Origin of the sequence: Bilifractor sp. HCP3S3_D3 (genome assembly GCF_052063915.1) — a bacterium.
GTDB lineage: Bacteria > Bacillota > Clostridia > Lachnospirales > Lachnospiraceae > Bilifractor.
The window spans coordinates 1-10,966 of the sequence record NZ_JBQHWP010000038.1 but is presented as its reverse complement, the minus strand read 5'-3'; the positions used below and the strand labels follow the sequence as shown (position 1 = coordinate 10,966).

Annotated in this window: 17 protein-coding genes and 1 pseudogene; 12 read left to right on the top strand and 6 right to left on the bottom strand. The window is 45.0% G+C overall.

Translation table 11 applies throughout. The features are described 5' to 3' along the window. Positions 1–530: 530 nt before the first annotated feature. The 6 genes from ACTNDI_RS13750 (at position 531) to ACTNDI_RS13725 (ending at position 5,733) form a co-directional block, all read left to right on the top strand. A complete protein-coding gene (locus tag ACTNDI_RS13750) occupies positions 531–1,037 on the top strand; it encodes a helix-turn-helix transcriptional regulator (RefSeq protein WP_441101529.1) in 507 nt (168 codons plus the stop codon). A 4-nt stretch (positions 1,038–1,041) separates the two neighbouring features. Continuing rightward, positions 1,042–1,218, top strand: a complete 177-nt coding sequence (locus ACTNDI_RS13745; protein WP_441101530.1) for a XamI family restriction endonuclease — start codon at positions 1,042–1,044, stop codon at positions 1,216–1,218. An 82-nt stretch (positions 1,219–1,300) separates the two neighbouring features. Continuing rightward, positions 1,301–2,032: a hypothetical protein gene (locus ACTNDI_RS13740; RefSeq protein ID WP_441101528.1), complete on the top strand. Its 732-nt coding sequence runs from the start codon at positions 1,301–1,303 to the stop codon at positions 2,030–2,032. Between the two features lie 259 nt (positions 2,033–2,291). Next, entirely contained in the window at positions 2,292–3,623 is a 1,332-nt protein-coding gene (locus ACTNDI_RS13735; RefSeq protein WP_441101527.1) for a hypothetical protein, read from the top strand. A 434-nt stretch (positions 3,624–4,057) separates the two neighbouring features. Then, on the top strand, positions 4,058–4,384 hold the full coding sequence (locus ACTNDI_RS13730) for a helix-turn-helix domain-containing protein (RefSeq protein ID WP_441101526.1): 327 nt from the start codon (positions 4,058–4,060) through the stop codon (positions 4,382–4,384). Next, positions 4,381–5,733: a type II toxin-antitoxin system HipA family toxin gene (locus ACTNDI_RS13725; protein WP_441101525.1), complete on the top strand. Its 1,353-nt coding sequence runs from the start codon at positions 4,381–4,383 to the stop codon at positions 5,731–5,733. Before ACTNDI_RS13730 ends, ACTNDI_RS13725 begins: the two co-directional genes overlap by 4 nt. A gap of 81 nt (positions 5,734–5,814) precedes the next feature. On the opposite strand, the gene ACTNDI_RS13720 is transcribed toward ACTNDI_RS13725, so the two are convergent. The 3 genes from ACTNDI_RS13720 to ACTNDI_RS13710 all read right to left on the bottom strand — a co-directional run bounded on the left by ACTNDI_RS13720 (position 5,815) and on the right by ACTNDI_RS13710 (position 7,010). Continuing rightward, a complete protein-coding gene (locus ACTNDI_RS13720; RefSeq protein WP_441101524.1) occupies positions 5,815–5,988 on the bottom strand; it encodes a hypothetical protein in 174 nt (57 codons plus the stop codon). A gap of 54 nt (positions 5,989–6,042) precedes the next feature. Then, entirely contained in the window at positions 6,043–6,273 is a 231-nt protein-coding gene (locus ACTNDI_RS13715) for a hypothetical protein (RefSeq protein ID WP_441101523.1), read from the bottom strand. A 296-nt stretch (positions 6,274–6,569) separates the two neighbouring features. Further along, the gene (locus tag ACTNDI_RS13710) at positions 6,570–7,010 is read right to left on the bottom strand and encodes a helix-turn-helix domain-containing protein (RefSeq protein WP_441101522.1); all 441 of its coding nucleotides are present in this window, start codon (positions 7,008–7,010) and stop codon (positions 6,570–6,572) included. A gap of 189 nt (positions 7,011–7,199) precedes the next feature. On the opposite strand from ACTNDI_RS13710, the pseudogene ACTNDI_RS13705 reads away from it, so the two are divergent. Both ACTNDI_RS13705 and ACTNDI_RS13700 read left to right on the top strand, forming a co-directional pair. After that, a pseudogene (locus tag ACTNDI_RS13705) lies at positions 7,200–7,286 on the top strand (transposase); the annotation flags it as partial. 114 nt (positions 7,287–7,400) lie between these two features. Next, on the top strand, positions 7,401–8,405 hold the full coding sequence (locus tag ACTNDI_RS13700) for an IS110 family transposase (RefSeq protein ID WP_441101521.1): 1,005 nt from the start codon (positions 7,401–7,403) through the stop codon (positions 8,403–8,405). Between the two features lie 197 nt (positions 8,406–8,602). On the opposite strand, the gene ACTNDI_RS13695 is transcribed toward ACTNDI_RS13700, so the two are convergent. The 3 genes from ACTNDI_RS13695 to ACTNDI_RS13685 form a co-directional block, all read right to left on the bottom strand. Next, positions 8,603–8,947, bottom strand: coding sequence for a type II toxin-antitoxin system HicB family antitoxin (locus ACTNDI_RS13695; RefSeq protein ID WP_441101520.1), 345 nt, complete (start codon positions 8,945–8,947; stop codon positions 8,603–8,605). Between the two features lie 295 nt (positions 8,948–9,242). Then, entirely contained in the window at positions 9,243–9,497 is a 255-nt protein-coding gene (locus ACTNDI_RS13690; RefSeq protein WP_441101519.1) for a type II toxin-antitoxin system HicB family antitoxin, read from the bottom strand. A gap of 13 nt (positions 9,498–9,510) precedes the next feature. After that, complete coding sequence (locus tag ACTNDI_RS13685; RefSeq protein ID WP_441101518.1) at positions 9,511–9,735, bottom strand: hypothetical protein; 225 nt, start codon at positions 9,733–9,735, stop codon at positions 9,511–9,513. 121 nt (positions 9,736–9,856) lie between these two features. On the opposite strand from ACTNDI_RS13685, the gene ACTNDI_RS13680 reads away from it, so the two are divergent. From ACTNDI_RS13680 to ACTNDI_RS13665, 4 genes are read left to right on the top strand one after another with little or no spacing between them, the layout of a single operon-like run. Next, a complete protein-coding gene (locus ACTNDI_RS13680; RefSeq protein WP_441101517.1) occupies positions 9,857–9,988 on the top strand; it encodes a hypothetical protein in 132 nt (43 codons plus the stop codon). Between the two features lie 31 nt (positions 9,989–10,019). After that, positions 10,020–10,202 carry a hypothetical protein gene (locus tag ACTNDI_RS13675; protein ID WP_441101516.1) on the top strand — a complete coding sequence of 61 codons (183 nt, stop codon included), beginning with the start codon at positions 10,020–10,022 and terminating at the stop codon, positions 10,200–10,202. 37 nt (positions 10,203–10,239) lie between these two features. Then, positions 10,240–10,485, top strand: coding sequence for a hypothetical protein (locus ACTNDI_RS13670; protein WP_441101515.1), 246 nt, complete (start codon positions 10,240–10,242; stop codon positions 10,483–10,485). A 25-nt stretch (positions 10,486–10,510) separates the two neighbouring features. Next, positions 10,511–10,729, top strand: coding sequence for a hypothetical protein (locus ACTNDI_RS13665; protein WP_441101514.1), 219 nt, complete (start codon positions 10,511–10,513; stop codon positions 10,727–10,729). The last annotated feature ends 237 nt before the right edge of the window (positions 10,730–10,966 follow it).

Here is a 10,966-nt window from a genome sequence, read left to right as displayed (position 1 = left end):
CAGTAGGGCGGAGTACCCTCTGCCCTACTGATCTCCCAGGCTGTCCGTTTAATATGGCCCGAACCGTCCGGAAAATGCGGCCCTGCTGTCCGCAGAAAGTGGCTGTTTGCAAACTACAGATACCGGTTCCTCGATGCATTCATTGTAAAGAATAGCGAAGCTCTTTCAGAACTGTTCACAGAAAAAAAGAGATCATTGAAAGTACAATATTAAACAAGACCAACTGACTTGTTTGTGAAAGTTATCTAAGGCAGATAGCCAATCAGAAATGATGAGCTACCCGCTTTGTTCCCAATGGGTGCTAAGCAAAGAAAGACGGATACACTGGGACTTTTATGATCTTGCCATAGCGCATCAGTCTATGCATGTCAACTGTTGAAACCGCCGTGTACCGAACGGTACACACGATGGTATCAGAGGACGGCGGCTAATCACCGCCTCCTACTCGGCGCGTACAACGAAATATACACGAAGCTCTTGTTATCGTTAACAAGGGCACATAGCCGCCTTCCCGGGCAGGAAGGTCATACTTGGCTATTGACATTAGGTCGGACAACCGATTTAATCTTCTTAAAGGAGTGATCATCATGTCAATAAAAAGGCTGTTAAACGAAAAAAATATGTCAATGTACCGTCTGGCAAAAATCAGCGGTGTCCCGAAAACCACCGTGATCGATATATGCACAGGAAAAAGCAATATTGCGGGATGTAATGCGGGAACGGTTTACCGTATCGCAAAGGCACTTGGCTGCAGGATGGAGGATTTGATGGACACATGCAGGTATGACGAGCAAACAGGATTACCGAAAGACCAATCTTATCTTGAAAAAGGGCTGCCGCCTTATCTTGAAAAGTCTCTGTGTGCCATGAAACACAGTTGGCAGATCATCGACAATGGCGGAAAAGACATGTTGTGGGATGCAAAATGGTGTGAATTAAATGCGGACATCAATGCCGCTGAAAACGATTGTTGCATATCGAAACAACAGGCGGATTATTTGCGGTACAATTATTTGAGGGTGGACAACACGATATAATTGACTGAATATTGAGCTTGATACTGTATTTGTTGCAGATACTGATGGCGAAACAGTCAATATTCCTGTTGATGCTGCAATTATGCCCTTATCTGCAAATGCAGGCGACATTCCGCTTTTGATTGAAGCCAAATCAGCCGGAGATTTCAGTGAACTACTCGACCATTCAATGACCGATTAGTTCACTGTGTATGCAGATTCGGTTACCGATTTTAAAATGTCAGGCTACAAAAGGTAGCACTTTTTAAAGGAGGTAGTTGATTATGAATCATTACGAAGAAGGCATTAATGCAATGTGGGAAGAGGTGGAAGGTAAAAAGCCTGAATCAATTCACCAATCATCAAACGAAGAACGATGGAAAGAATTTGTGGAGAAATACAGTCATAGCGGATGTCTTGTCCAGTCAGAGTTCGGTATTATTGATACCGCAGATGAGGCGATGAAAGATGTAGCGGGTGGGGAAAACTTATCGTATGAGGAATACCTACAGGTACTTTATAATTCCAGAAACATCATAAGACATTGCTTTGAATATTGCTATTACAGCAATGCTTGGTGTAACTTCAAAGGTCAGATTAGCAGATTTAATAAAAAGAAAGGCAAGGTCCTATTCCATTGCATTTATGTATCTGGCGGACTTATGGATGGTGATTGCTACGAAGGTAAGGAAGACCATGTCTGGATGGATATTGAGCCTTTTGAAGAATATCAAGTGGGAGATTGCTTATCCTTTGGGGGCGAAATATATCGTTATCTGAAAACCAAAAATGGTAAGCAGATATCATTTGGAATAAGAGAACCGTATGATATTAAAAAGATTGAATCTTATGAGTTGCCTAGTGATGACGATATGCTTATGCAGGCTGTAGATCAAATAATATGTGAAGTCTGCATGTTTAATGAACACTGTTACATGGGTATGTGTATAGCTAATGAGGAATGGCGAGAAGGAATGCGAAAAACTCTATTTGATGCTGCAAAAGGAAACAAATAATTGTTCTTTATGATTACAGGGACAGACAGCAATCGATGTTGTCTGTCTTTTTGAATGGAATATTACTGCAACTTTGACGATTACAAAACGTTTCCAGTGGAAAGGGTGTCAATTGCTCCGAAAAAAGTTGCGATTGGGGTTGCGATTAGGCAATTAAACGCAAGCAAAAAAGAAGGAACAGGGAGGGTACGCGCAAGGGCATATTGTTGATGCAAATACGGCATTGCCATATAATAAAAAACAGGAGGAGGAAAGACAAATGTATCAGACGGAAAATAAGAAAAACAAACAGATAGAAATCCAACTCCTGAACAAAGATTCCCTTGTCGCGACCGGACTGCTGGACCCCGAAACGGAGGCAATCCAGATCATCAAAGTCAGCGGAAAGCTGCCCTTGGGATTACGGTCGCCTGCCTCCTGGATTGAGAATCGAAAGGCTTCGAAACATAACCAGCACCTGCGGGGCCTGATGCAGCGGTGCGGATGTGATACACTGTCCGGATTCATTGATTTCACGCATGCGGCATCAGTAAATGATAAATTCTGGGTGAAGAAGGCCGGCGACGACGCAAGTTGGGATGACGTTTCGCTGTACAGGAACGAGTTCAACGAAACGATTTCGAGACTGGCTTTTTTCGGTCTCAGCACCTCGGACATCGACCTTTCGTCCGCATCCCCGGAACTGGTGATGGACGGATCCTTCCCGAAATGTGTGAAAAAAGAAAAAGACGGAATATACCTTTATAAACGCGGTCACAACCATGCGGGAAATGGGGGCCTGGAACCTTATGGGGAGGTCATGACGAGCGAAAATGCCGTTCATTATGACATGGTGAGGCTGCACCGGATCCCGACAAGCCGGTGCCGCCTGTTTACGAATGAAAAATACGGCTACGTGCCCATGTCTGCCGCCGCACCGGGAAAAAAATCAGTCGCGGATATCCTGGACTACATGACACGGTTTCTGGACGATTCAGAAGAACGCTTCCGTGAAATGGTGGTCTGCGATGCCGTCACGTTTAACCAGGACAGACATTTCGGGAATTTCGGGGTGCTTATTGACAATGACACCGTAACACCGCTCCGGATGGCCCCGGTATTCGATTTCAACCTGGCATTTCTCCCCTATGTTGTTGATTCGGAATTTGAGCATATCGGCGACAAACTTCTCGAATACGGTCCGAAAATCGGGGAGGATTTCACGCGTATCGGACAGAAGATGTTAACCGACAGGATTGCGGACAAGCTGAAGGACTTGAAAGACTTTTCCTTCTGCTTTGAAGGCGACGACAGGTTCACAAAAGAGCGAATCGGCCGGATAAAATCACTGATCAACCGTCAGATTGCTGCCGTATTGTCAAAGGAAGTGCTGTATACAAAAGACGTCTTCGTGCCGGCGCTGCACCTGGAAAAACAAAAAAGAGCAGAAGAAGCACACAAAAGGTTGGAGGAAGCCTATCCGGAGCTGGAAGGTCTGGCGGACAGGGATGGTTTCCTGATCAGTGTATCCGAAGATGAGGAAACACAGTTCATTTGTATCGAACCGGAAAATTCGGACCATCCATCCTTGTACATTGACTTTCTACATTGACTTTCTGACGAACAAAATTGAGGCGGAAGTTGGCGCAAAGCAAATACCGATTGACAAGCTGCCGGAGGGATACCGGCCTTTTATCGAAGCCGCGGAGAAATATCTGATCACTCCAGAAGAAATATCATTCAAGACACTCGCTAACATGGATCAGGTGATTCGCAACTTTAAGCACGGTCAGGTATCAAAGCCGGTAGACCTTTCTGATTTTTGAGGCGTAAAAAATTTCTTCTCGCAAAAAAATAATATAACGACAAAAAATTGTGTAGCGATTTGGGTCGCTTCCTTATGTACGAGAATGGGGCCAACCAAATCCCTTTCTAAATCCGTGCCGTTTCTCCGTGTTCTTGTCGTAATGCGTTGCTTATAAATCACATAGATGTTATCATGTGATTTATAAAACACGATCAATGTTGAACGCGGAGGATAACATCATGGCATTGGAAGGACATAGAGGAGCAGTTCTGCTGCCGCAGCAGGAAAAGATATTGGAACAGGTAGGGTATCAGATCCGTATGGTACGACAGAGAAGGAAAATATCGGTCAACCTTGTCGCGGAACGCGCCGGAATCAGCCGACGATCTGTATGGGCGGTCGAAAGAGGAAATTCCTCGGTTTCCATAGGGATTTATCTCAAAGTCCTGCATGCGGTCGGTTTTGACAAGGATCTTCTTAAGATCTGCGCGGATGACCCGTTGGGTAGACTTTTGCAGGATGAAAGAGATAACAAATATGCAAGGGAAGAGGACGAGCGACGATGAAGGTTGATATGATCGCCGGATGGTTGGAGCCGGAAGAGAAAATCGGGGAACTTGATATACAACAGGTACGCGGACGCGAAGTAGTCACGGTTCGTTTTGATCCGGACTGGCTTATATCTCACAGGACATTAATGCTTGATCCGGATCTTGCACAGTTTCGAGAAAGACAATATCCGCCGTCCGACAGGCTCTTATTCGGCTTCCTTTCCGATGCAGCCCCTGACAGATGGGGACGAAAATTGATCGAGCGGTCAGAACGGGTGAGGGCTGACGCTGAGAAAAGGCCGGTCCATACTCTTAACGAATCTGATTATCTGCTTGGCGTTTCAGATGAACTGAGATACGGAGGAATTCGATTTTTGAATCAGTCTACCGGGGAATATCTCTCTTCAGATGGGGCAAAAGTTCCGCCTATGACAGATATCCGCATGCTGGAGGCTGCTGTCAGAGGCTACGAAATATCCGATCACGATGAAGAATTCCTTCGACTGCTTGTCGACCTAGGATCCTCCCTTGGCGGTGCAAGGCCAAAGGCGAATGTTGTGGATGCAGACAACCAATTATGGATCGCAAAATTCCCCTCTCGCAAGGATGATTACGATGTTGGCGCATGGGAAATGGTGGAACACGGTCTCGCGAAAAAGTGCGGACTTGGTGTCCCGGACGCCATGCTGATGAAACTTTCCGACCATGGATCAACCTTTCTTACGCGGCGGTTTGACCGGAAAAATGGAAAGCGGTTACATTTGATGTCGTTTATGACGGCACTTTCGCAGACGGATGGTCATGCAGACGGAATAGGATATATCGATCTCGCAGGACAGCTGGAAGAAATGTCCGCTTGCCCAGACAAAGATTTGCACGAACTTTGGAAAAGGATGGCATTCAATGTCTTAACATCGAACTGCGATGATCATCTCCGAAATCACGGACTAATTTTGAGAGAAGATGGTTGGCATTTGTCCCCGGCGTACGATCTGAACCCGACGACAGAGAAAAACAGCCTGTCACTGAACATCGTTGGCAACGACTGCCGGAAAAACATAAAAAACGCGATCGAGATTTCGGAGCTGTTCCGTATCCCGGAAGGAGAAGCAAGAAACATCACTGAAGACATGAAGAATACAATCAGAACACATTGGCGCAGTCTGGCTGCAAAATACCATATACCAGAGAGAGAAATGCGGGATATGCAAAGCGCCTTCGCCGAATGCGAGCGTGACCTTGAACGGAAAAATGGCAGGATTTCTGTTACAGACGCTTTGAATCAGGCGCAGCGGTCATCTCAAGCCCGGAAAAGCCAAAAAGAAAAGAAGCCCAAAAGAAAAAAAGATGATCTGGAAAGATAAGGTAAAAGCGAACGACCCCGGATGAACAAGGCACGGCCGAGGTTTTACGCGGCAAAATGATAATATCACAATGTTGAAATGTCATTCATCTAGCACCTCGTTCCCAACACCTTCTCCCCAGTCTAATTCGGTATCCTGCTCGATTTGGTCAGAATTCGCCATGGCCAGTATTTCTGTATACGGCTTGTGATAGAATTCAGCAATCATGTCTTTTGCTGTTTTCCTTCGTGATTTTTTGCTGATTGTGGTATTCATGCACTTACCCTCCTTAGTCTGAAGCCTCCCCGAAGGGAGGCTCTGTTTTGAGCGTTACTTCGTTTTGATTATATAACCGGCTTGCATGGCTTTTGTTAAAAAGTCATCTTCGTCCCTAATACCGTACTCAGAAGCTTCTTTCACAGCTACATCAAGTGGCAGATAGCCAGCGGCGGTATGACGGTATATGGTCAGCAATGTTCCTTTGGATTGCCCTATCTTTACACCTTCGATTATTCCAATTTCCTTACCTCTGTTTTCCAAGCGTTCAGCAACATCACACATATTGTGCACCTCCTCAAAATTCTTATCATACCGAATTTCCTGATATCTGGGGTCTTGCACCGCTATGGATTGACCGGTACATCGATTCCAGGGCTGAATTCTGCAGATCGCCCGGTTGAATAATTTGTTTTCCACTAAATACGAAGCCGTTCACGATATCCGCAAAGGCATCATTGTTGTCTTCAAGTATTTTTTCTGACAAGTCTTTTCCCTTGCCTATGTTTTCTCTTCTTTAATTTTAAGATAGCACGTTCGCATTCGTTCGGCAACAAAGCAGCCTCTCTGCTTTGCTGTCTTCAGTTCTTATCGTTAGCCAGGCAGTCCTGGACGATAGCAAGTCTTTCTTCCGGTGTTGTGCTTCTGGCTTTCCTCATGTAGCTACCTCCTCCGCTTGTGCATGATTTGATCTCTCCATGAGTAGTATATACCTTTATCCAGTTGCGTAACTGACTGGAACTCCGCAAATGATATTTTTTAACAATGTCTCGCTGGCTTGATTTTCCATCAAGATACTCTTGAACAACCTGAAGTTTTAACTCCTTAGAATAGGTTTTGTTATTGGATTGAACCATGAGGGCAGAGGGACCATCTGAAAGATATAGGTTGCGCCAATCCCGAATGCTGCTCCTATCAACACCTGTCAGTCGGGCTGCTTCAGTAACGCTGATCTCATCTGCCAGTACCCGCTCAATGATCTTTACCTTTTCGGCAGGCTCAATCTTACTTTTTCTGAACATAGAAATACCCCCAAGTAGGTTTTATATTTCGATGTCCTACTTGGGGGTAGCATATCAGTGCAGGTGAGAGTCAAATAGTTATACAATTGAGATCAACTCTTTCTATGATAGAGGTGTCCAAGCCATTATTTAAAAGAAAGAGGTGATCTCATGGCGAACTAGGCGAATAGCCTTGCGCATACCAAATGGCTGTGCAAGTACCATATCATGTTCACACCAAAGTATAGGCGAAAAATCATTTACAATCAATACAAGCAAGACCTTGCAGAGATACTTCATTAGATAATATGAAGTGACCTCACATTTGTAGCATCGTGGATTTACCTGTATACTGATGATTGACAAGATCAATGGTAACAGGGGTTACCGCATACAAAAGGAGGTCACCTAATGAATAGAATACTCAAAATCGCAATGGATGTCCATAGTACCAATTACAATTTATGTGCAATGGAACCTGTACTTGATGGAGAAGTCAGGATCTTCGCCAACATCAAGGTCACACCAGATTATAAAAATGTGCTCCAGTTCATCGAGAACCTGAAGAACAAGCTTGGACCGAACGATTCCTATTCTATTGAATGCGGCTACGAGGCCGGCTGCCTTGGTTACTCCTTATACCATCAGTTGACATCAGCTGGGGTCAAATGCGTCATTCTTGCTCCAACGACGATGCTGACGCAGCAGGGAAAGCGGATTAAGACGGACAAGCGTGACGCTGTTATGATAGCGCAGTGTCTCAGTTATGGCGGATACCATGCAGTCCATGTTCCCACTGATAAAGATGATTCCGTAAAGGAATATCTACGGATGCGCGACGACCATAAGCTGGCACTGAAGAAAAACAAGCAGCAGATCAATGCCTTCTGTCTCCGCCATGGGTATTTCTACCCGGACACGAAATGGACGATCAAGCATCTGAACTGGCTTAAGAAGCTCGATGTCCAAGGCCTTTTCCGGGAGACCTTGGATGAATATCTTGCCTCGTATGATGAGCAGACAGCCAAGATCGAACGGTTCGACAAGCGGATCGAGGAGCTGGCAGAAGATACAGATTACAAAGACAATGTCCGGAAGCTTGGCTGTCTGCTTGGAATCAAGACCCATACTGCACTGTCGCTGATCGTAGAAACAGGAGACTTCTCCCGTTTCAGGAAAGGCAGTACATATGCAGCTTTCCTTGGCCTTGCGCCCGGAGAATCCTCAAGCGGGGAGCACATCAACCGGACGGGGATCTCCAAGGCGGGGAATAGCCATCTGAGGTGTCTGTTGATTGAAGGTGCAAAAGGGATCTGCAAAGGGCAGATCGGTCACAAATCGAAGGCACTGCGATCCAGGCAGGCCGGAAACAGTGCAGAGGTGATAACACCATGTTCCGGACAAGAGACACGGTGAGTAGCAGCCTCGATTTCAACAAGGATTCCCGAGAAGTGCAGACCACGCCAAACTTTATTCTTCTTTACCTGCCGGTCATATCTGGGAAGATTCCTTCTTCCGCAAAAAGGGCACTCAAAAGCCTCCCCGAAGGAATGCTTTCTGTTATGATTTTTCCGCGTAAAGCTTCGGCCGAGTTTTGCTCGTCTGTAGGTAGTTCACCTTGACAATTTGCATAGAGCTAATTGATTCAAGCTGACACCTTCTTGCTTGGCTTCAACCGCCAAACGTTGGTGTAGGGATCTTGGAATTCGTATAACAAACTTCCCACTAAACGAGCTTTTTTTCATCGGCATTGGAATCGGTAATCCAAATTCCATTTTCGTTTCCAGATATCCTCGCATTGCTTCTGTAAGAGATGTATTAAGTTCATCAAGCGTGTCGCCGGTCGACTGGCAACCGTCAAGCTCGAGTATTTTTCCATAAAAATAGTGTCCTGTTTCATCGTTTTCTTCTTGAATTAGCCTCGTGTAAGGAAGCTGCATATATTCGTCGATATTCATGGTTTACCTCCTTGTTTGTTATTTTATTCGATACACGATAAGATATCTACCACATATACTTTCTCAACGGGGTGCTTTCTTTAATTGTGATGACATCACCTGTTGTCATATTAACATAATTTCTGTGGCTCCCCTTCTGTCTGGAACACGTATATTGGTAATGTTTCAGCACTTTCTCTGCTTCGTCCATGCGAATGCCATTGGGCTGGTTGTGCATTTTCTCAATCATTTTTAAAACTGTCGGCATATTTATATGTAGTACTGTATATAATACTATACCCCTTTCTTCTTTTTTTCAAACTTTTTCAAATCTATAAATACTCGTCTTCGGAAGCGGAACTTCCTTTCCTTCCTCTAGGGAAGTATTTAGCCACTTTCGTAAAGCGTATCCTGCGTTCCGAATAGTGCTCTCGATGGTATCTCCGGTTGCGACACACCCCGGCAATTCCGGATAACGGGCCATGTAGTTGTTTCCGTCTGGATCTTTCACCAGATCGAAACGATACGTAAGCTTCATGTACTCCTCGATCAATTCTTCTCTTTGTGCCATTTGTTTTCCTTTCTCATATTTCTTCCTTTTGCGGCGGACGGGTAAAGCCGCACATTTCATTATAGATACAATGCAGACATAGATCCTGATCCAGATGATCAGGATCTATGCCTTTTTCCATCATTTCGATATAAGGGTTCATATCCTTATCCAACTGTGTTGGCTCACTGAATTGACCTCCTCCCACGGTTAAAACCGTGGGATTCCGGGAGCGAACTCCGGGAACATCCTTGTCCAAGGGAAGGTTGCCTTAGATTTCCGGACATCACCTTCACTCTGTACAAGCAGCTTGGTTATATAAGCCACGCTACATTACCATCGACGGGAATGAAGTTTTGTGCCATTTCAAAGGAGATGCTGTGGCATTGGCGGATTTTCTGGAAGAGGTGTGCGGTTTTCCGGTCCATGTCGGGTTCTACGATCCGAAGGATGATGAAACCAACGACGAAGTGGATTTTTGCACCGGGAAATGGTGCGTATATGCAGATTAACCAAGAAGACGAAGAAAGAGAGGAAAAGAACATGGCAAAACTCCATATCACAGCACATCCATTTACGAAAATTAACGGCGACCTTGAGGTCCCGGACGATGTGATGAACGGCAGTGATGAAAAGCTCTACGATTACATTTCTGATCACTGGAAAGAAATTGAGTTTGGCGAAGCTGACCTGGATTTCCATGGATGCGACTACGAATTCGATTAAGAGCGCAATACGAAGACGGCAAAGCAGAGAGGCTGCTTTGTTGCTGAACGGATGCGAATGTGCTATCTTAAAATTAAAGAAGAGAAAACATAGGCAAGGGAAAAGACTTGTCAGAAAAAATACTGAAGACAACAATGATGCCTTTGCGGATATCGTGAACGGCTTCGTATTTGGTGGAAAACAAATTATTCAACCGGGCGATCTGCAAAATACAGCCCTGAAATCGATGTACCGGTCAATCCATAGCGGTGCAAGACCCCAGATATCAGGAAATTCGGTATGATAAGAATTTTGAGGAGGTGCACAATATGTGTGATGTTGCTGAACGCTTAGAAAACAGAGGTAAGGAAATTGGAATGGCTAAGGGACAATCTAAAGGAACATTGCTGACCATATACCGTCATACTGCCGCTGGCTATCTGCCACTTGATGTGGCTGTGAAAGAAGCTTCCGAGTACGGTATTAGGGACGAGGATGACTTTTTAACAAAAGCCATGCAAGCCGGTTATATAATCAAAACGAAGTAACTTCTGTCAGCGGTCACAAAAGACCCCAGATATCAGGAAATTCGGTATGATAAGAATTTTGAGGAGGTGCACAATATGTGTGATGTTGCTGAACGCCTCGAAAACAGAGGTAAGGAAATTGGGATGGCTAAGGGCAGGGAAATTGGAATAAAGATGGGGCAATCCAAAGGAACATTGCTGGCCATCTACCGTTATACCGCCGCTGGCTATTTGCCACTTGATGTGGCTGTGAAAGAA